This is a genomic window from Sphingorhabdus sp., from assembly GCF_046596595.1.
Classification (GTDB): Bacteria; Pseudomonadota; Alphaproteobacteria; order Sphingomonadales; family Sphingomonadaceae; genus Sphingorhabdus_B.
Genome location: NZ_JBKJMB010000021.1, coordinates 16,010 through 35,765, shown reverse-complemented (window position 1 = coordinate 35,765; position 19,756 = coordinate 16,010). Strand labels below are relative to the sequence as shown.

22 protein-coding genes are annotated in these 19,756 nt (G+C 56.8%); 11 read left to right on the top strand and 11 right to left on the bottom strand.

The window, feature by feature from the left end; genetic code table 11:
* From smc to ACLL9E_RS01890, 4 genes are all read right to left on the bottom strand, one after another.
* The coding region (gene smc / locus ACLL9E_RS01905; RefSeq protein ID WP_411290052.1) for a chromosome segregation protein SMC at positions 1 to 3,141 on the bottom strand (3,141 nt) is incomplete at its 3' end.
* Positions 3,142 to 3,193: 52 nt separating this feature from the next.
* Positions 3,194 to 3,931 carry a thioredoxin domain-containing protein gene (locus ACLL9E_RS01900; RefSeq protein ID WP_411290051.1) on the bottom strand — a complete coding sequence of 246 codons (738 nt, stop codon included), beginning with the start codon at positions 3,929 to 3,931 and terminating at the stop codon, positions 3,194 to 3,196.
* A 28-nt stretch (positions 3,932 to 3,959) separates the two neighbouring features.
* The gene (locus ACLL9E_RS01895) at positions 3,960 to 4,643 is read right to left on the bottom strand and encodes a thioredoxin domain-containing protein (protein WP_411290050.1); all 684 of its coding nucleotides are present in this window, start codon (positions 4,641 to 4,643) and stop codon (positions 3,960 to 3,962) included.
* A gap of 44 nt (positions 4,644 to 4,687) precedes the next feature.
* Positions 4,688 to 5,251: a DUF721 domain-containing protein gene (locus ACLL9E_RS01890; protein ID WP_411290049.1), complete on the bottom strand. Its 564-nt coding sequence runs from the start codon at positions 5,249 to 5,251 to the stop codon at positions 4,688 to 4,690.
* On the opposite strand from ACLL9E_RS01890, the gene ACLL9E_RS01885 reads away from it, so the two are divergent.
* From ACLL9E_RS01885 to ACLL9E_RS01870, 4 genes are read left to right on the top strand one after another with little or no spacing between them, the layout of a single operon-like run.
* A complete protein-coding gene (locus tag ACLL9E_RS01885; protein WP_411290048.1) occupies positions 5,250 to 6,326 on the top strand; it encodes an A/G-specific adenine glycosylase in 1,077 nt (358 codons plus the stop codon). The genes ACLL9E_RS01890 and ACLL9E_RS01885 overlap by 2 nt on opposite strands.
* Positions 6,323 to 7,624 (top strand): serine hydrolase domain-containing protein, encoded by a 1,302-nt coding sequence (locus ACLL9E_RS01880; protein ID WP_411290047.1) that lies wholly within the window; start codon positions 6,323 to 6,325, stop codon positions 7,622 to 7,624. The genes ACLL9E_RS01885 and ACLL9E_RS01880 overlap by 4 nt, the downstream gene beginning before the upstream one ends.
* 4 nt (positions 7,625 to 7,628) lie before the next feature.
* Positions 7,629 to 8,498 (top strand): NAD(+) diphosphatase, encoded by an 870-nt coding sequence (gene nudC / locus ACLL9E_RS01875; protein WP_411290046.1) that lies wholly within the window; start codon positions 7,629 to 7,631, stop codon positions 8,496 to 8,498.
* Positions 8,498 to 9,169, top strand: a complete 672-nt coding sequence (locus ACLL9E_RS01870) for a DsbA family oxidoreductase (protein WP_411290045.1) — start codon at positions 8,498 to 8,500, stop codon at positions 9,167 to 9,169. Before nudC ends, ACLL9E_RS01870 begins: the two co-directional genes overlap by 1 nt.
* Here the strand turns inward: ACLL9E_RS01870 and ACLL9E_RS01865 are convergent.
* Together ACLL9E_RS01865 and mgtE are read right to left on the bottom strand one after the other, a co-directional pair.
* The gene (locus tag ACLL9E_RS01865; RefSeq protein ID WP_411290044.1) at positions 9,166 to 9,570 is read right to left on the bottom strand and encodes a DUF1489 family protein; all 405 of its coding nucleotides are present in this window, start codon (positions 9,568 to 9,570) and stop codon (positions 9,166 to 9,168) included. The two genes, ACLL9E_RS01870 and ACLL9E_RS01865, sit on opposite strands and share 4 nt — an antisense overlap.
* Positions 9,571 to 9,594: 24 nt before the next feature.
* The gene (mgtE, locus tag ACLL9E_RS01860; protein WP_411290043.1) at positions 9,595 to 11,004 is read right to left on the bottom strand and encodes a magnesium transporter; all 1,410 of its coding nucleotides are present in this window, start codon (positions 11,002 to 11,004) and stop codon (positions 9,595 to 9,597) included.
* Between the two features lie 156 nt (positions 11,005 to 11,160).
* Between mgtE and ACLL9E_RS01855 the strand changes: the two genes are divergently transcribed.
* The gene (locus ACLL9E_RS01855; protein WP_411290042.1) at positions 11,161 to 11,610 is read left to right on the top strand and encodes a peptidylprolyl isomerase; all 450 of its coding nucleotides are present in this window, start codon (positions 11,161 to 11,163) and stop codon (positions 11,608 to 11,610) included.
* A 67-nt stretch (positions 11,611 to 11,677) separates the two neighbouring features.
* Here ACLL9E_RS01855 and ACLL9E_RS01850 read toward each other — a convergent pair whose 3' ends face one another.
* The 4 genes from ACLL9E_RS01850 to pdxH are packed head-to-tail and all read right to left on the bottom strand — an operon-like array spanning position 11,678 to position 14,363.
* Positions 11,678 to 11,977: a hypothetical protein gene (locus tag ACLL9E_RS01850; RefSeq protein WP_411290041.1), complete on the bottom strand. Its 300-nt coding sequence runs from the start codon at positions 11,975 to 11,977 to the stop codon at positions 11,678 to 11,680.
* 35 nt (positions 11,978 to 12,012) lie between these two features.
* Positions 12,013 to 12,810 (bottom strand): PhzF family phenazine biosynthesis protein, encoded by a 798-nt coding sequence (locus ACLL9E_RS01845; RefSeq protein WP_411290040.1) that lies wholly within the window; start codon positions 12,808 to 12,810, stop codon positions 12,013 to 12,015.
* Entirely contained in the window at positions 12,803 to 13,756 is a 954-nt protein-coding gene (locus ACLL9E_RS01840) for a cation diffusion facilitator family transporter (RefSeq protein WP_411290054.1), read from the bottom strand. The genes ACLL9E_RS01845 and ACLL9E_RS01840 overlap by 8 nt, the downstream gene beginning before the upstream one ends.
* Before the next feature lie 10 nt (positions 13,757 to 13,766).
* Positions 13,767 to 14,363: a pyridoxamine 5'-phosphate oxidase gene (gene pdxH, locus ACLL9E_RS01835; protein ID WP_411290039.1), complete on the bottom strand. Its 597-nt coding sequence runs from the start codon at positions 14,361 to 14,363 to the stop codon at positions 13,767 to 13,769.
* A 51-nt stretch (positions 14,364 to 14,414) separates the two neighbouring features.
* Here pdxH and ACLL9E_RS01830 point away from each other — a divergent pair, with 51 nt between their 5' ends.
* From ACLL9E_RS01830 to aroC, 6 genes are read left to right on the top strand one after another with little or no spacing between them, the layout of a single operon-like run.
* Complete coding sequence (locus ACLL9E_RS01830) at positions 14,415 to 14,882, top strand: ABA4-like family protein (RefSeq protein WP_411290038.1); 468 nt, start codon at positions 14,415 to 14,417, stop codon at positions 14,880 to 14,882.
* Between the two features lie 55 nt (positions 14,883 to 14,937).
* Positions 14,938 to 15,867, top strand: coding sequence for a DnaJ C-terminal domain-containing protein (locus ACLL9E_RS01825; RefSeq protein ID WP_411290037.1), 930 nt, complete (start codon positions 14,938 to 14,940; stop codon positions 15,865 to 15,867).
* The gene (locus ACLL9E_RS01820; protein ID WP_411290036.1) at positions 15,860 to 16,822 is read left to right on the top strand and encodes a YihY/virulence factor BrkB family protein; all 963 of its coding nucleotides are present in this window, start codon (positions 15,860 to 15,862) and stop codon (positions 16,820 to 16,822) included. The genes ACLL9E_RS01825 and ACLL9E_RS01820 overlap by 8 nt, the downstream gene beginning before the upstream one ends.
* A gap of 7 nt (positions 16,823 to 16,829) precedes the next feature.
* Positions 16,830 to 17,657 (top strand): enoyl-ACP reductase FabI, encoded by an 828-nt coding sequence (gene fabI, locus ACLL9E_RS01815; RefSeq protein WP_411290035.1) that lies wholly within the window; start codon positions 16,830 to 16,832, stop codon positions 17,655 to 17,657.
* Positions 17,658 to 17,993, top strand: coding sequence for a hypothetical protein (locus tag ACLL9E_RS01810; protein WP_411290034.1), 336 nt, complete (start codon positions 17,658 to 17,660; stop codon positions 17,991 to 17,993).
* On the top strand, positions 17,983 to 19,059 hold the full coding sequence (gene aroC / locus ACLL9E_RS01805; RefSeq protein ID WP_411290033.1) for a chorismate synthase: 1,077 nt from the start codon (positions 17,983 to 17,985) through the stop codon (positions 19,057 to 19,059). Before ACLL9E_RS01810 ends, aroC begins: the two co-directional genes overlap by 11 nt.
* 6 nt (positions 19,060 to 19,065) lie before the next feature.
* Here the strand turns inward: aroC and ACLL9E_RS01800 are convergent, their stop codons facing one another.
* Positions 19,066 to 19,728: a glutathione S-transferase family protein gene (locus tag ACLL9E_RS01800; RefSeq protein WP_411290053.1), complete on the bottom strand. Its 663-nt coding sequence runs from the start codon at positions 19,726 to 19,728 to the stop codon at positions 19,066 to 19,068.
* Positions 19,729 to 19,756 lie beyond the last annotated feature (28 nt).

Below are 19,756 nucleotides of genomic sequence, written 5' to 3'. Positions count from 1 at the left end.
CGCCACTGCAGTCAAAGCTTGCTCCCCGCCTGACAGCAAGGTCAGCGATTGCAGTTTCTTGCCCGGCGGTTGCGCGAAGATTTCCAGTCCGGCCTCAAGCGGATCATCGCTGTCGATGAGCGCAAGATGCGCTTGTCCGCCATTGAACAAGGTCGAGAACAGGCGGCGGAAGTGACTGTCGACCGCTTCAAATGCCGTCAGTAACCGCGCGCGACCCTCTCGGTTCAGACTGCCGATGGAGCCACGCAAGCGGTTGATGGCCAAACTAAGCTCTTCGCTTTCCGCAGCGCTGGCGCTTTGCTGCGCCTCCAATTCGGCAAGCTCATCGGCGGCGATCAGGTTAACCGGGCCAATGCGTTCGCGTTCATTTTGGAGACGGTCGAGCCGGTTCGACTCCATGCTTGCATCGTCCACCGCTTCTTCGTCGAAATTTAGTTTTTCCGGCAGAACGGGCGGTGGGCATTCAAACCGCTCTCCTGAAATCCGGCCCATTTCGACGCGGCGCTGCTCCTGATTTTCGGCGCGCGCTTCCGCGCCTGCACGTGCTTCGCGTGCAACCGAGAGGCGTTCTGCTGCTGCTGCCAGTTCGGCCTCCAACGCGCGTAACGTTGTTTCATGAGTCGTTTCCGCCGTTTGCAGGCCAGCTAGTTTCCCGGCCAACTGCTCCTTGTCTGCCCGCAAGGTAGCAATGTCGCGGGCCAGGATTTCCGGCCGTCCCGCCATGGCCTCTTGCTCAGTAGCGATGTCGGCGCTGCGTTTGTTCATGTCTGCGATCCGGCGCTCGGCCTCGCCGGCGCGTTCCTGCCAACTGCGGATTTCGGCCATTGCCACCGCCCTCCGTTCGCGGCTTTGCGATATGCGCTGTTCAAGCGCCGACAGGTCAGCTTGCGTACGGGACAGCAGCATTCGGGTCGCTTCATGCGCGACGGCGAGTTTTTGAACCAAGTCCGCGTGATGCGATCCGTCGGGCAGCGCATCGCGTGCAGTTTCGGCTGTGTGGCACTCGGCTTTGGCTTCTGCCAGATCCTGCTGAGCCACGGCAATCCGGTCAGTTAACGCTGCCTTAGCCGATTTCAGCCGGGCCAGCGCGTCTTCGGCTTGATCGGTCGCGCGCAACGCTTGTCGCAATTGCCCCTCGGTGGTGGCACGCGCCGCCAAGGCCGCTTGAACGGCGTGTCGCGCATGAGTGATAGTGTCCGACAACTGCGCAAGCGTGTGCGTCTGTTCCTCCATCGCGGCCTCGGCAGGCGAAATGGTTGCATCCAGCTCCTTCAGGCGGTTGGCACGAACCAGCAGCTCTGCAGTGTTAGCGCCGTCGCCGTCAGTGGCAAAACCGTCCCAGCGTCGCAATTGGCCGGCGCGGGTAACGCGGCGTTCGCCCGGGGTAAGCGGGGCTCCATCATCCGTTTCCACCACCCGAACCATCGACAGGCGCGCGGTCAGTTCGTTGGGCGCGTCGACAAAATGTATGAGTGCGTCCGCCGGAATGCTGGCTTGCGCGAAAGAAATGCCTAACCAGCGGCGTCCATTTTCACCGCCAATGCTGGCTTCGACATCATCGCCAAGCGCGGCGGCCAGTGCGCGTTCATAGCCCGGCTTTACGGTGATTCGGTCGATGGCCTTATTGCCCTGGCTTTTGGTCAAAGAACGTTGCAGCGCGCTTTGTTCAGTGAGGAGCGCTGCCAGTTCAGCCTTCGCGCTGGCCGTCGCGATTGCAGCAGCATCGCGGGCAGAAATCAGCGTATCGCGGCGGGCTTCGGCCTTTGCTTGGCTGGAGGTGTGACCTTCCAGCTCGGTTTGCAAACTTTGGACGCGAGCATCGGCCTCCCTTTTGGCCGACGCATATTCTGCTTCATCGCCGAGAGCTTCGCGCTCGCTGTCGATGCGCGCAGTTGCCTGCTCTGCACGGGCAAGGCGGGTGTTGGCCGTAGCAAGCGCGGCATTCGCAACGCGCAACTCAGCATCGGCGCGCGCTTGGTCGGCAGAGGCATTGGCCAAAGCAATTTCACTCCCTCGCGCCTGCCGTTCGGCATTATCGGCGGTGCGCAACAACGCAGGGCGCTCGTCCTCTTGTGCCTTAATCTGTTCGGCAAGCGACGCGCTTTCCGCCTGCAACCGCGCAAGCGCATCGGCGGCGTCATGCGTTAATTTGCCTTCGCGTGCGCCGTCATCGGCCATGCGCGCGGCCTGTGCGGCCAGATCCGACTGGCGCTGGAGTATTCGCTCCTGCTCGCCCGTCCGTTGAACCAGTCTGTTCGCAAGATCGTTTGCGGCGTCGCGTGCCGTCATGGCCAATGCGCGCGCGTCGGCCAGTTGTCGGACCGCGGCTTGCTGTTGGTCCGCCAGTGTCCGTTGGGCACTGGCTGCCTCTTCGACCGCCGCGGTTGCCGCATTGGCGTCGGCGCGCGCGGCATCGGCGGCTGCTTTGGCCTCCCGCCAGCGTACGAAGATGAGCCGTGCTTCGGCCTGAAGAATGTCTTTCGTCAACGCGCGATACCGTTCAGCCTGCTTGGCCTGGCGGCGCAATTGCGCAGCCCGGGTGTCCATATCGGCCAGGGTCGCCGCCAACCGCGCCAGATTGCTTTCGGCCGCGCGTAACTTTTGCTCGGCGGCTTTGCGGCGGACATGAAGGCCCGAAATACCGGCCGCTTCCTCAAGCATTTGCCGCCTTTCCTGCGGCTTTGCGGAAATAATAGTACCGATCCGGCCTTGGCTAACTAAAGCCGGGGAGTGCGCCCCAGTCGCAGCATCTGCAAAAATCAGCGCTACGTCCTTGGCGCGTACATCGCGACCGTTCGATCGATATGCAGAGCCAACCCCGCGCTCGATCCGGCGGGTGACTTCAAGCTCTTCGCCGACATCATTGGCTGCTTCGTCGTCGCTACGTTCCGCCAAAATAGTTACTTCAGCGAAATCGCGTGGCGGGCGAGACGCCGTTCCGGCAAAGATCACGTCTTCCATGCCTGCGCCACGCATAGACTTGGCACTGCTCTCGCCCATCACCCAACGTATGGCCTCAAGCAAGTTAGACTTGCCGCAACCATTTGGGCCGACAACACCGGTCAGCCCGCTCTCGATCCTGAGTTCAGCAGGCTCAACAAAGCTTTTGAAGCCGACGAGTTTCAGCTTCTTTATGCGCAAGGACGAAACTCCTTGGCAGTCTTGGTCTCTTTATGGCCCCCCCGAGCCATATTTAGCGTGCGCCGGCCTCGACCAGCTTGCCCTTGACCTGATTCCATGAACTGGCATCAAGCTTCGCGCCATTGAGGAGGAAAAATGGTGTCCCCGCCACTCCATCATCCTTCGTGCCCCGCTCAGTCGTCTTGATCAGGACATCAATTGCGGCTTTGTCAGACAGACAGGCCTTGGCCTGATCTTCACTAATGCCCCGTGATTTCACAAATTCAATCAAGCCCATTTTGGTGCCAAGCAATGTTGCGATCTGTTCGGGCGACATTTTCTGCATGGCTTGTTGGTCAGCCTCAGTCACAGTGCTGATTTTGCTCAACCAGCTTTGCTGTTCAGCGTACAGTTGTTCGGTGAGTGGGAAAAATGCCTCCGGCCCGCTGCATTGGGCCAAAAGAAAGCCGGGGACGTCCTGAATTCCGTGAACGAGGAACGGGCGGTATTCCATCGAAACGGTGCCTTCGTTCACAATCTTATTGAGCTCCTCGGTCGATTGTACCGAAAACTGCGCACAGCCAGGGCAACTGATCGCTCCATATTCCACAAGTTTCAATTTCGCGTCGGGGTTACCCATCTGATAGCCACCCAACTCGGTCTTGGTAACTACGTCGATCCATGCTTTGCCAGCAGGGGCCGCGACCTTGGCAATCGGTTCGCCCTTTGGCGTGCCTGCCGTATCTGCACTTCCGCAGGCCGTAAGTGCCATCGCGGCCGCTGTCGTAAAAATGAATGTCTTGATGCGCATGTGAGATCCTTCAGTATGGGATATATAGTTACTTCATAACCGCCTTTAATTCGGCGAAATTGTGGATGTGATCTTGCAAGACGCCGTTAACGAGGAATGACGGCGTGCCCCGAACGCCTAAAGCCGCTCCCGCGTCAGTCATGTCGACGATGATATCAAATGCTGCCTTATCGGCCAAACAGGCTTTTGCCTGCACCGGCGAGATACCGCGCTGCTGCATAATTGGGCCAAGTCCGATTTCGTCGAAGGTGCCAACCATGAAGCCGGTATAATCTTGCGCCTTAAGCTTTGCCTGTGTGGCGGCGCTGATATTCTTGGTCTTGCCCGCCCAGGTAGCTTGCGTCGCAAGCAAATGCTGCTGATTGCCAAAAAACTTGGTCTTGCCGCCGCAACGCGCAAGCATAGCGGCCGTCAGGTCCACAGGATTCAGCACCAAATTACGGATTTCGAGACTGGCTTTTCCGGTCGCGACAAACTGCGTTTTGAACGCAGGCGCTTCCTTTGCTTCAAAATCCGCACAATGGCCGCACGTGTAGCTGAGATACTCAACCACTTTATTCGGCGCAGTAGGGTTGCCTAAAACATGCGCGCCCGAAGGCGTAACTGAAACCGTTGAAAGCCATTTATTGGATGCAGGGGCGGCAATCAGACCTGTGGTCAACACTGCCCCGCCGAACAACATAACCCCAAAATATTTTTTTAAACGTGACATGCTATCGGACCTAAACGTGTGAAACCGCTATGGCGCATCTGGTATCACTCGCCTCCTTTGGCAAGGCTTTTTGCAAGGCTTTCGAGCACGGCAAAAAGTTCTGGATCGCCAATTTCGCGCAAGGATTCGCCCAGTTCCATCGGCACTGGCTTCAACATCGGTGCGGCCACAGCCGGCCGCGACTTCGGTTTTGATACAGGACCTTGCCGGACCTTCACGCGCGCTACCGCGCCATAACCAAAAAAGCGGTTCACGCGGTCCATTATTTCGGGAAGGACGTGCTGAATCATCGTTGCGTGCGCCCCTTCAACCGTCAATTCAAGGGTGCCGTCGGATTTTTTTCCCATCGGAAAGCGGATGGCCTCCGGCGCAGAAACTGCGGCATAACGGGCCCCGACGATCTCATCCCAGCGGCTAACCACCGAGCTTTGGACAAATCCAAATTTCCGGAACGCGGCCCTGCCAATGTCGGGCATGAGCGCGGACACTGCTCTTGCCTCGCCTCCGCGTGGACGCTGAAAAGTTTTCGGCGTCACAGCCTTTTTGGTGCTTTTTGGCGACGTTGGTGCCTTGCCTTTGTCCATCACCTCATTCATGCCATTTTTCATGGCTGCCGTCCAACAAACTGACCAGAATTCTGGGGATATCGCTCGGGCACTGCTTGCGCATTATGACCAGCATGCGCGCCAACTTCCATGGCGGAAATTGCCGGGTTCGGGCCAAGCTGATCCTTATCATGTCTGGCTATCGGAAATCATGCTTCAGCAGACAACGGTCGCAGCCGTGGGTTCTTACTTCAACAAATTCACGAAAATCTGGCCCGACTTTGCATCACTAGCTGCTGCGGATGATGCGGACGTGATGGCGGCTTGGGCGGGTCTTGGTTACTACGCGCGTGCACGCAATTTGCTAAAATGCGCGCGGGTGGTGGTTGCAGAACATGGCGGGCAGTTGCCGAAAACCGAGTCCGCATTGCTTAAACTTCCGGGCATTGGTCCCTACACCGCCGCAGCCATTGCGGCGATTGCGTTCGGGCAACGGGCGGTGGTGGTCGATGCCAATGTAGAGCGGGTGGTTTCACGCCTGTTCGCCATTTCGACGCCGCTACCTCAGGCAAAGCCTCTTATCCGCGCAGCTACAGATAGCATTACACCGCAGATGCGCGCAGGCGATTTTGCCCAGGCAATGATGGATCTGGGTGCCGGGATTTGCTCGGTGCGCGCGCCTTCGTGTCTGCTGTGCCCGGTGTCATTTGCATGCAGCGCGCTGCGCACCGGCAGTCCCGAAGCTTATCCCCAGAAAATGCCCAAGGCCGTAAAGCCTCAACGCAAGGGTAGCGTGTACTGGATCGAGCGCGACGCGCACGTCTGGCTCGTGCGCCGCGGTGACAAGGGCCTGCTTGGGGGTATGCGCGCGTTGCCCGACGACCAATGGACGGCGCGTGTTGATGGTCATAATACGCCGCCGATGTCTGTCGTGTGGCGCAAATTGCCGATGCCGGTGTCGCACATATTCACCCATTTTTCGCTTCTGATCGATATTGCCGTTACGTCATGGCCAGCAGGCGCGGATGAACCAGGCGAAGGCGAATGGTGGCCTGTAAAACTACTCGACAAGGCTGGCCTGCCGACCGTATTCAGAAAAGCAGCAGAGGCGGTATTAAGCGCAGGAGAGAGAGCATGAACATGGCAGCAAGCGGTCAGGCAATGATCGGACGGCGGGGGTTTTTGGCATGGGGCGGACAATTGGCCGCAGCAGGTGCGATTGGCGCATTCGCTCCTGCCCGAGCATGGGCACGGGCGGCTGATCTCTATCCGACGATCAGATCCCAGTTTGAAAGCTATGTCTCGTCGGGCAAGCTGCCCGGCGTTATTGCGACCATCGGGAGGGCTGCGGGTCTACCTGATATAATTGCCGTCGGCACGCAGGGGCAGGGCGAACCGACGCCTGTTGATATCGACAGCCTCTGGCGGGTCTATTCCATGACAAAGCCGGTCACCGGAATGGCTGCGATGCTCCTAGTTGACGAAGGGAAGATGAAGCTCGACCAGCCAATCTCGGAATTTCTGCCCGAATTTGCCAATATGACGGTTCTCACAGACCCGGACAAAAGCATGGATGCCGTTCCGGCGAAAACGCAGATTACTGTCCGCCATCTCCTGACCCATACAGCAGGCCTTGGCTATTCGATCATCACAAAAGGGCCATTGCTTCAGGCCTATCTTGATAATGGCATTACGCCAGGTGTCGTCAGCCGTTTTCCCATTCCCGGCCAGCCGGCAAGCGCACCCACGCCAGACCTGAAGACTTTTTCTGAACGGCTGGCTAAGCTGCCGTTGATTGCCGAACCGGGGACGAAATGGAGCTATTCGATTTCGCTCGATCTGCTTGGTCGCGTAATCGAAGTCGCCAGCGGGATGGATTTTGAGGTATTTCTTAAAACGCGCATTTTTGAACCGCTAAGAATGGACAGCAGCTATTTTCAGGTTCCGAAATCGGAAGCCAAGCGCCTTGTTTCAAACTACGCGCCGGTGAATGGCGTCCTCTTTCCAATCGACCCGGCTCCGACAAGTATTTATCTCGACAAGCCGGCCTTTGCTTTTGGAGGCGCGGGCATGGTGTCTTCAGCGCGCGATTATGATAGGTTCCTCAATATGCTGGCCAATTATGGCGAGCTTGATGGCGTTCGCGTCATGACAACCGAGACCGCGAAGCTGGCGATGTCCGATTTGCTCCCTTCCGCCGTTTCAACGGATGGTACATTTGCGTCCGGTGCAGGCTTTGGCGCAGGTGGGCGCGTTGGCAAGGGCGTTAACGACGGCATCTATGGCTGGGGCGGTGCAGCAGGCACGGTCGCCTTTGTTGATCCAAAACGCAAATTGCGTGCCGTGTGCATGGCGCAATATATGCCGAGCAACGTATACCCGTTCCATGAAAATTTCGCCAAATGGGTCATGCAGGACCTAGGTCTGCCAGCCTGACGCGATGATTGCACCGGGTTTTACGGGCTCTCCGCTCGATCGCGCTGATCGCGTCCGCAATGATGCAGAGGCCTATGGTCTACTGCTGGGTGATTGGCGCGCCCGGGTGCTGGGGCTCGATGGCCTTGACCCGCGCGTCAGTGACGAAGGGGGCCTGCATTGGCACTCTGTCGCCGAGCTTGAGGGTTCAGAAGAGCTTATTCTCCTTGGTCTCGCGGATGGTAAGCCCCATTTTGTAGTGTTGGTCGAGGCAACGGGCGATGCGTTTCGCTCGCCCGCCATCTGGCGCGCCTTGTCGATGTTACCCGCCGAAGACGCTGCAATCTATGGCACGGCACGCAGCCTGATCGAATGGCACAACGGGCATCGTTTCTGTGGGCGCTGCGGCGAGCCTACCTTGCTGTTCCGTGCAGGTTGGGGCCGAAAATGCGGCAACTGCCAAAAGGAGCATTTTCCGCGCACTGACCCGGTCGTAATCATGTTGGCGGAATTTGAAGGCAAAGCGCTTGTCGGGCGGCAATCGCGCTTCCCACCCGGAAATTATTCGGCGCTTGCTGGCTTTTTGGAACCCGGTGAATGTATTGAAGAGGCTGTTCGCCGCGAAATTCATGAAGAGGCAGGCGTCACTTGTGGGGCTGTGCGCTATGTCACTAGCCAGCCATGGCCGTTTGGCGGGTCGCAACTGATGATCGCCTGCACCGCAGACGCGCTTGGTAATGAGCTGACACTCGATACGACCGAGATCGAAGATGCGATGTGGGTGACAAAGGAGGAGGCAATCGCTGCGTTGGCAGGGGATGCCGACCGCCGCTTCAACGCGCCGCCGCCCTTTGCCATTGCGCATAGTCTGCTGAAATACTGGGTGGCGCAATAATGGCGGATACCTTGCCGCTTCGCATCGACATTGTGTCCGACGTTGTCTGCCCATGGTGCATCATTGGCCTGAAGCAGGTCGAGCAGGCACTCACGCTAGTCGGCCAAGACATCGCTGCCGAAACGCATTGGCACCCGTTTGAACTGAACCCGCACATGCCCCCCGAAGGCGAAGATACAGCAGAGCATATCATGCGCAAATATGGCAGCACGCCGGAGCAAAGCCGCGCGAACCGGCAAAGGCTCTCTGACATTGGCGAGGGCGTTGGTTTCGCCTTTAATTATGCCGAAGGTATGCGCATTTATAATACCTTCAATGCGCACAAATTGCTGACCATTTTTGGTAGCGAACGCGGATGGCGCGCACAGACGGCGCTGAAAATGGCGTTTTTTACTGCCTATTTTCACGACCGCCTCGACGTGAGCGATATTGATGTTCTATGTGATATTGCCGAAGCGGAAGGCATGGACCGTGCGGCGGCTTTGGCATGGATAAAAGACGCTGCTCTTACCGAAGCCGTGCGCGCAGAAATGGCGCATTGGACCGAGCAGAACATCACTGGCGTCCCCGCCATCATTTTCGACCAGAAATATATGGTGCCCGGCGCACAAAGCGCCGAGACATTTGCCGATGTGATCAATAAGGTAATTGCGAAGCGCAAAGCAGGCTAAACCAATCCCATTTTCATGAGCTCGCTGAGCATTTTGGGTGACATTTCGTCGCGGCCGTCGGTTTCGACCGAGTCGAGATCGGGTGGCGCGTTGGCTTCTTCGAGATAGCGCCAGCCTTGATGCGCGCGCTTTGGTGTCGAGCGGACAGCGATGAGGCGCGGTTCAATGCGGATCCAATGGCGGCCGGCACCATTTTCCATAAAGCCAATGATCGGGCTTCGGCCGATGATCGTATGGGTATGGATCCAATATAACGAACCACCTGCCATTTCGCCCACCCGCTTGGGCAAATAGCGCGTGGTGAGTCGTACTTCGCCGTCTTGGGCATAGGCCGCGAGGCGCTCGCGCAAGTGCTTTGGGCTCTCCGCGCCAAAGGCGATTTTGGTCATGTTCAGTGGCATGGCTGGTATTTGGGAACTAAGCAGTTAACCGGCAAGACCGCTAAACACCGCAAGCCCAAGAAATATGAGAAAGCCCATTGAGTCAGTGATCATCGTCACAAATATCGAGCTGGACACTGCGGGGTCCTGATCAAGCCTGTCGAGCAAAACCGGTATCGCCACGCCGGATAGCCCAGCCAGCGAAATATTGCACAAGATGGCTACCGCGATGACGCCTGCGAGCAGCCAGTTGCCAAAAATTATGCCTGCGCCAATGCCTGCGATGACCGCAATGGTTGCACCTATGAGTAAAGCGACACGAATCTCGCGCCAGATTGACCGCATGGTGTTCGACTGGGTGAGCTGATTGGTAGCAAGTGCGCGCACCGTCACCGCCAGTGTTTGCGTTCCGGCATTGCCGCCAATCGAAGCGACGATCGGCATCAAGACCGCCAACGCAACCATCGTTTCAATGGCGGCGCCAAATTGCGCGATGATGAAACTGGCAACCATGGCAGTGCCGAGATTAGCGATAAGCCATCGCACGCGTGCCTTGTAACTGTCTGAAATCGGCTCGTTAATGTCGCCTTCACCCGCGCCAGACAGACGTAAGATATCTTCGTCAGCTTCTTCCTGAACGATATGAACGATATCATCGGCGGTGATGACCCCAACCAACCGGCCCGACCCATCGACCACTGCGGCCGAGATGAGCGCATACTTCTGGAAACGTAAGGCAACCTCTTCCTGATCCATATCGACCGGGATCAGCGTCTGCTCGTGCATCATGATTTCGCTGACAGGCACACTTCGCTCGCTGCGCATGATCCAGCTCAGCTTGCATGTGCCAACGGGCTTATGCTGTGGGTCGACAACGAAAACTTCCCAAAATTCCGTGGTCAAATCCTGGTGGTCGCGCAGATAATCGATCAGTTGACCGACTGTCATATGCTCCGGCACCGCGACGAGTTCGCGCTGCATGATTCGTCCGGCGGATTCGTTGGGATAGGATAGCGCGTCTTCGATGACGGCGCGGTCTTCCGGGGCGAGCTCGGCAAGGACGGCGCGCTGGTCTTCAGCCTCCATGTCCTCAATGATTGCAACTGCGTCATCGGTATCCAGCTGCCCCGCAAGCCCTGCAACCTGAGACGCGGGTAGTGCGTCGATGATATCTTCGCGGACATAGTCATTCACCTCGGCCAGCACTTCGGCGCTCATAAGGTCGCCAAGGCTGATAGCGAGTTCGCCGCGCCGTTCGGATGGCGTCAGCTCAAGAAGATCGGCGATATCGGCTTCATGGAGTGGCTCGACTAGTCGGCGGACCTCATCCAGATCGCGTTCTTCAACCGCATCCAAAACCCGATCAACGTAATCGCGTGTGAGGCGATTGTCCTCGTCCAGCGTTTCCACGATTTCGGGGTTGGGGCTGATCGGGTCGGCAATGTCGCTGGTCATTTGCGGCCCTTCCGTTTTCGATTTGGAATTTGCGGCGTGAAGATTGGCCTCTCCTACGCAGGCAGCGCCAAAATGCAATGATTTTGGCTTTGCACCTGTACGATCCATCCCCTAGGGCAGCCATCACCTATTTCCCAAGCCCAAAGGAACATCAATATGGCCGATGAAACACTTACCCTTTCGCTCGACAGCGGCGACGTTGTTATCAAGCTGCGTCCTGATCTGGCACCAAACCATGTCGCGCGTATCACCGAACTTGCAGGCGAAGGTTTTTACGACGGCGTAAAATTTCACCGCGTTATTCCGGGCTTCATGGCACAGGGCGGATGCCCCAATGGCACTGGCATGGGCGGTTCGTCGAAGCCCAACCTCGCGCAGGAATTTAACGCTGAACCGCATGTGCGCGGGACATGCTCAATGGCGCGGACCAATGATCCAAATACCGCGAACAGCCAGTTTTTTATCTGCTTTGACGATGCAAGCTTTCTCAACCGTCAATACACCGTATGGGGCCAAGTTATCAGTGGCATGGAGCATATCGATGCTTTGCCGAAAGGCGAACCACCAGCGAATCCAGGCGTTATCCGCAAGGCAACCGTCGCCTAATAAACAAAAGCGCGGGAGGTCCGATGGTCTCCCGCGCTTTTTAAACATGTTTCAAGTAAAGCGGCGCTTATTCGCTTTCTGCCTGCGCGGGCTCCGGTGGGCGCATTGCATCCATAGCTGTTTTCAATTCAACGAGTGAAATCTTCTCGTCCTTGTCCGCATCGATATTTGCAAAATATTGGACCATTGGTCCTTGCGCTTCGTCCTTTGCGATGAAGCCGTCCTTGTCAGCGTCAAGAAAAGCGAAAATCTGTTCGGGCTGGGGCATTCCGCCAGCCGGAGGTGGTGGTGGTGGCGGGGGCGCGTCTTGCGCCATCACAACAGGTGCAAGGAAAAGCGCCGACATTATGGCAATTGATTTCAGCATGGATGGTCCTTTAAACAATGGAATGTTGGTGATGGTCAGCTTAAGCTGAACATACCCTTTACTACCGTAAAACAATGGCCTGACAACCAAACTCGATCACCATCAAGCCGACATCCCAAAAAACCGCCGCGCGCCGATGCCTGATAAGCGGTGAAATGGTCGCGGCCCAGCACGGACACCCAATACGGGGTGAGCACAGCATGGGCGCTGCCGGTCACGCTGTCTTCATCTACCCCTGCACCGGGCACGAAGACCCGGCTGACGATGTCGGTGTCAGTGCCAGGCGCTGTTGCCGTAAAGCTATCGTCGCCGAGGCTTGCGAGCGCTTTCATATCAGGCTTAAGCGCCAGTACTTCAGCGGCGCTGCCATAAACGAACATATTGTAACTGTCGGGGTTGCTGCGCATCGAAAGGGGATTTCCCCCCATCGCCGCCATCATTTCCGGATTATCGACCAATTCTGTTGGAATGGCGGGTAGGGCCACTGCGTACCCATCGCCTTCGCGCCGCACTTCCAATATGCCAGCCTTGCGCGTTCGAAACGTCACTCGGTCAAGCGCCGGGTTCTCGCTCAGGATGATATGTCCGCTCGCCAGCGTCGCGTGGCCGCACAAACGGATTTCAACCGACGGCGTAAACCAGCGCAATTCATAATCAGCGACGCCGCTTTGGTCTGGTACATAAAATGCCGTTTCAGCGAAATTATTTTCCTCGGCAATCGCTTGAAGGACCGTATCATCGAGCCATTCGGCAAGTGGCATAACCGCTGCTTGATTGCCGGTGAAGGGACGATCTGCAAATGCATCGACGTGAAAATAAGGCAGGTCAGTCATTGGGGCCCTCGCGATGCGCAATCGTTTCCGACGGGATATAGCCCGTCTCGTCTGTATGGCCTTCCGGGTCCGGGTGAATAAGCACTTCGACGCCGGGAAATTCGTCCATCAATGCCTGCTCAACCTCGTCCATAATCCGGTGCGCATCCTTTACCGTCATGTTAGGGTCGACCCACACATGGAATTGGCAAAAGTCGTGCACGCCGCTTGAACGCGTGCGCATGTCATGAATGCCGCGCAACTCGGGATGGCTCAGCGCTACATCAATAAAGCGTTGCCGTTTTTCCTTTGGCCACTCGCGGTCAAGCAATTGGTCGAGCGCTGAGCGCGATGCCCGATAGGCACCCCATAGCAGCCATCCGGCAATCGCGATCCCGAATAAGGGGTCCGCGCCGCGCACGTTCAGTACCGCGTCGAGTACGATCGCAATGATCACCGCGATGTTAAGCAACAGGTCGCTTTGATAATGCACATGGTCCGCTTGGATCGCGACGGAGCCAGTTTTGCGAACAACATAGCGCTGATAGGCGAGCAAGCCCAAGGTTGCGATTATGGCAATGACCGAAACACCGATGCCATATTCGGGATGCGACGTCTGCTCTTGCTCACCCAAGCGCACGAATGCGCGCCACGCGATCAGGATCGCGGATACGGTAATCAATACGACCTGAAGGAGTGCGGATAGTGCCTCTGCTTTACCATGACCGAAGCGGTGGTCATCATCGGCCGGCATGGCGGCGTAACGGACACTGAATAAAGTCAGCAACGAGGCGAGTACGTCAAAGCCCGTATCTGCGAGCGACCCCAATAAAGCCACTGATCCTGTTTCCGCTGCGGCAAAAATTTTGAGCGCCAGCAGAAATAACGCCACAATGACGCTTGCGATCGCCGCGCGCGTGGTCAGGTCGCCATGCGCGTGGTGATGGTGGTTATGTGCAAGGCTCATCGGTGCGATATCACGGGTAAAGCATGCCAGTAGTCCAGCTATGTCCGTCACGTTGATATAACCAACGTTCGTGAAGCCGGAATTCGCGGTCTTGCCAGAATTCGATCCGGTCGGGGGTCACCATCCAACCTGACCAATGTGGCGGACGGGGGACATCCTTCCCGTCAAACTGGGACTCTGCTTCAGCAAAGCGGGCTTCGAAAGTTGCCCGGTCAGCGAGCGGACGTGACTGGTCAGATGCCCACGCGCCCAGTTGGGAATTGCGGGAGCGCGTGGCAAAATAGGCATCGGCAGTGGCGTCGTCGACGGGATTGGCGTTTCCTTCAATCCGGATCTGCCGCCGCAATGATTTCCAGTGGAAAAGCAATGCGACCTGCGCATTGTCGGACAGCTGCGTCGCTTTGCGGCTTTCAAAATTGGTGTAGAAAATAAATCCGCCAGAGGTGCCGACGTCGCGGCCATGGCCTTTTAACAACACCATGCGCACGGAGGGTTGGCCGTCAGCCCCTGTCGTGGCCAGCGCCATCGCGTTAGAATCGTTGATTTCAGTCGTCCGCGCTTCGGCAAACCACGCGTCGAATAAGCTATAGGGATCAGGTCTTTCCATGGCTGACCGATAGGCTAGACTAAGGCGGGATAAAAGGGGCAAGAAAATTAAATGAACTGGGAAATGATATTCGGCGCAGCCAATTCGTGGGCGTTGCTTGGCTGGACGATTTTGGCATTTGCGCCCAAGCGCGAGACAGTGCTCGCTTATATATTTTTTGGTGGCTCAGCGTTGCTAGCTTGCCTTTATGCCGGTTTGATCATTCCGTTGATGGCGGGGTGGATTTCCGATGGTGGCCCAGTTGGGCGTCCGCCTGCGGATTTCACGCAATTATCTGGTGTCATGGCGCTGTTTGATTCTCCCGGCGGCGCGACGATCGGGTGGATTCATTATCTTGCCTTCGATCTTTTCGTTGGCATCTGGATCGCCCGCAACGCCGATGCGCATGCTATTTCCCGCTGGCAGCAGATTCCGATCTTGTTCTTCACTCTTATGGCAGGTCCGATTGGATTGCTGTTATATCTTCTGCTACGTCTCATAACTGGTAAAAATCCAGACAAAGCCATGCTTCCAAGTTGACTCGCGGCGCTGTAATACCAATGTAAGACGCATATTTAGAGTAACAGGGACGTACATGGCTGATCCTTATTCCACATTAGGTGTGTCCAAAGGGGCAGACGACAAGGCAATCAAGGCCGCCTATCGTAAGTTGGCAAAAGAGCTCCACCCCGACAAGAACAAGGACAATCCGAAAGCTTCGGAGCGGTTCAGCGAGATTACGCAGGCTTATGACCTGTTGTCGGACTCAAAAAAGCGCGGTCAATTTGATCGCGGCGAAATTGATGAAAATGGTCAGCCGCGTTTCGCCGGAAATCCTTTTGGCGCTGGCGCTGGCGGTTACGGCCAAGGCCCCCAAGCAGGTGGCAATTTCGACTTTGGCAGCGGCGGAATTGATCTTGGCGATATCTTTGATGGCTTGTTTGGTAGCGGCGGCGGCGCTCGCCCCGGGGGAGGGCCCGGACCTCGTCCACAACAGGCACCGCCGCCCAAGGGCGCGAACATTGCTTATGAGCATTTGGTGTCGTTCACCGATGCTGCGACGCTTGCGCCGCAACGTATCATGCTGGGCGACGGCAAAACGGTAGAGTTCAAGTTGCCCGCTGGCATAGTCGCCGGGCAACAGATCCGCATTCCCGGTCGAGGTCAGTCTGGGCCCGGCGGCAATGGTGATGCCATGGTCACGTTGAAACTCGGCAAGCATCCGCATCTGGTGCGGGACGGTGACAATATCCGTATCGATCTTCCCATCTCTCTGAAAGAAGCTGTGGCCGGTGGCAAGGTTAAGGTGCCGACGGTCGATGGCGCCGTGATGCTGACGGTTCCGCCGCGTACCAACTCTGGCGCAGTGCTGCGTATAAAAGGGCGAGGTTTCACTACCAAGGCAGGCGCGCGCGGTGATCAACTGGTGACTTTGATGATCCATTTGCCGACAGACTCTTTGGAACTGGCGCGATTGATTGACGTTCTCTCGGACAGTTCTGTCCGGGAGAATTTGAGTGTCTGAGATTTCACCGCTTTCACCGGAGGCGCGCGCGCATCTCCCGGCGGCGACTCACGCCAACGAAAGCGAAGCCAAATGGTTCGCAAGGCTCGGGCTGCCGGGTCAGGTTATCGAGGTTCTAAAACGGGTGGGTGTCGGCGTGTATAGCGACGGGTTCATCCACGCCGGCAACTTCGCTTATCTGTCATTGGTGTCGTTATTCGCATTTTGTGTGGTTGCGGCGGCAATTGCAGGGGCATTTGGACAGACAGAGTCGGGCCTTGCACTTATCGAAGCATTTTTCAGAACGGTTCCGCCCAGTGTCGCAAATGCCCTTCAGGAACCCATACAATCTGCAATGACAGCGCGCTCGGGGCCCTTATTGTGGCTGAGCGCTGGCGTCAGCCTGTGGACTGCTGCGAGCCTGATCGAGACGTTCCGCGATGTTTTATATCGTTCGTACGGCGCGACACCAAGCCGCGCATTCTGGCATTATCGGGTAGGTTCGTTGGGCGCGATTATCGCTTCGGTCGTCCTTGCGATGATCGCCTTTTCAGCGCAGGTCATGGTGACGGCAGCTGAAGAGCTAGTCTATCGATATATTCCGACGGCACAGACCGTCGCCAGCTATTTTGCTTGGGGACGTATTATTCCGTTCATCGCATTATTTGTTGCGATTTACGTCATATTCGCTGGATTGACGCCATCAAAATATCGCTCTCCCGATTTCCCGAAATGGCCCGGGCCAGCGTTCGTAAGCATTTGGTGGCTTGGTCTGACCGCGCTGCTGCCGGTCTTTCTCTCCAGCGTCAGCAACTATGACCTAGCTTATGGCAGCTTGGCCGGTGTGATGGTGGCGCTCATTTTCTTTTACCTGATTGGGCTTGGCTTGGTGACTGGCGCGCAATTGAACGCAGCGCTGGCCAACGCCCATGAAAATGGACTAAAGCAGGCCAAAGAGAATTTGGGCGACGAATGAGGATTTTATGACTGGATTGATGGCGGGCAAGCGCGGGCTTATTATGGGGCTTGCCAACGACAAGTCGCTCGCATGGGGTATCGCCAAGCGGTTGCATGCCGAAGGGGCTGAACTGGCGTTTAGCTATCAAGGCGAGGTGATGGAAAAGCGGGTGCGTCCACTGGCTGGACAGCTTAATTGTGATTTCCTGATTGACTGCGATGTGGCCGACATGGCCAATCTGGACCGTGCTTTTGAGACGTTGGCGGGCAAATGGCCCACGATTGATTTCGTTGTGCACGCCATTGGCTTCACCAACAAGGAAGCGTTGCGCGGCAAATATTTCGAGGTTGGCCTCGAAGACTTCCTGATGACCATGAACATCAGCGTTTACAGCTTCACTGCGGTTGCCAAGCGTGCCACCGCCATGATGAAGCCGCTTGATCCCGAAACAGGGGAAGGCGGTGGTTCGTTGCTCACGCTTAGCTATTATGGCGCCGAAAAAGTCATGCCGCATTATAACGTCATGGGCGTTGCCAAGGCCGCATTGGAAACTTCGGTTAAGTATTTGGCCAACGACGTCGGCCCGCAGGGCATTCGCGTCAACGCCATTTCAGCTGGCCCGATCAAAACGCTTGCGGCGTCGGGTATCGGCGACTTCCGCTATATTCTGAAATGGAATGAGTTGAATACGCCGCTTCGCCGCAACGTGACGATTGATGATGTAGGATCATCGGCGCTTTATTTCCTCTCTGATCTCGCTGCTGGCGTCACCGGCGAAATACACCATGTCGATGCCGGTTATCACACCGTCGGCATGAAGCAGGAGGATGCTCCTGATATCGCTGTCGCGTAAATGATCACGGGGCATAGTGACGAGCTGGTTCTCTTGCTCGCGGGCTGTGCCGTGCTTGTTGGCGTACATGGATATTGGCACGCCCGCCATTATTGGGAAGGCCTTCCGCCGATCCTCGATGCTTTTGTTTCTATGGCGGGATTTGTGGCCGTGATTGGCGCGTTTGTCTGGGCAGGGCGTATCGGGTTAGCTTACGGCCATCCCCACGCCGCGCGTGTGCTTGCTGTTGCTATCACGCTGATCATATTTCGTGCAATCCGGACTTGGATAGGCAAGGAACAGGTCCGCTATCGTTCGGTTCACAGGAAAAAGACGGAAACCGCAAATGAGCTTTAACACCTTCGGCCGCGTATTTCGTTTTACGACTTGGGGTGAAAGTCATGGACTAGCGCTTGGCGCGGTGGTCGATGGATGCCCACCAGGACTAGCGCTTTCCGAGGCGGATATTCAGCCGTTCCTCGATAAACGTCGCCCAGGCACTTCTCGCTTTACTACGCAGCGGCAGGAGCCGGACCAGGTGCGCATCTTGTCTGGTGTGTTCGAAGGTCGCACGACTGGCACGCCGATTTCGCTGATGATCGAAAATGTTGATCAACGATCGAAAGATTATTCCGACGTTGCCAAGGCCTATCGCCCGGGACACGCCGATTATAGCTATGACGCCAAATATGGCTTTCGCGATTACCGCGGTGGCGGACGGTCAAGTGCGCGGGAAACGGCTGCACGTGTTGCCGCTGGCGCGGTTGCACGTGCGGTCATGCCCGATGTAGAAATTCTAGCCTATGTCGCCGAGATCGGCGGCGATAGCATCAACCGCGACAATTTCGAAGCTGCGCAAATCGTCAAGAATCCGTTCTTTTGCCCTGACGAAGCGGCAGCCGGGCGATGGGAGATACTGGTCGACGAAGCCCGTAAGGCTGGCTCGTCGCTTGGCGCTGTCATTGAATGCGTTGCCACAGGTGTTCCACCCGGCTGGGGTGCGCCTTTATACGCAAAGCTGGACAGCGAACTTGCGGCGGCGATGATGAGCATTAACGCGGTAAAGGGCGTGGAGATCGGTGCCGGCTTTGGCGCGGCGCGCTTGCGTGGTGAAGAAAATGCAGACCGTATGCGGCCCGCCGCCGAAGGGTCAAACCAACCCGAGTTTTTGGCAAATAATGCAGGTGGCATTGCTGGTGGCATTTCAACAGGGCAGCCTGTCTTGGTGCGCGTCGCGTTCAAACCTACATCGTCGATCCTTACTCCAGTCGAAACCATTAAAAGCGACGGCAGCGCCACTGACATCGTTACCAAGGGTCGCCATGACCCCTGTGTCGGCATTAGGGGAACTCCGGTCGTCGAAGCGATGATGGCGCTTGTCCTTGCCGATCAGAAGCTTCTCCACCGCGCGCAATGCGGCTAAATACGCTTAAGTAGCGGCGCTCTCGATACGTTCAATGGTCCAAGGCTCGTCTGCGGCCTGCGCATACCATTCTTCCATCCATGGATGCGCCATCATCGCCTCAACATAGGCCTGCGCAAAACCCGGCAGCGTGAACCCATAAGTGACAAACCGCGTGACAACAGGCGATAGCATGATGTCCGCAGCGCTGAATGTACCGAACAGATAAGGGCCGTCCTTGCCGAACCGTGATCGCGCCTCTGCCCATGTCTGCAAAATGCGGATCGCGTCAGTCCGCGTATCTTCGGATACGGTCACGTTGCTGAATGTCTTTCGGGTGTTCATCGGGCATTCGCGCCGAAGCGATGTGTAGCCGCAATGCATCTCGGCCGCGATTGAACGCGCCATGCCCCGGGCAACATCGTCTTTTGGCCAATAACGGTCCCGTCCCACCTTGTCAGCGAGATAATCAATGATTGCAAGGCTGTCCCAGATAACGGCTTCACCGTCCCACAGGATTGGTACCTTGCCAGATGATGGCGCAAGGTCTTCCTCACGCTTTCGCTCGTCCCAGCCTTGATCAAACAGCGGAACCGTAATTTCGTCGAAGTGTAATCCGGATTGCTTCGCAGCCAGCCATCCGCGAAGCGACCAGCTTGAATAGGCCTTGTTACCGATGATAAGTTTCAGGGTCATTACGACTTAATTACTCGCTTTT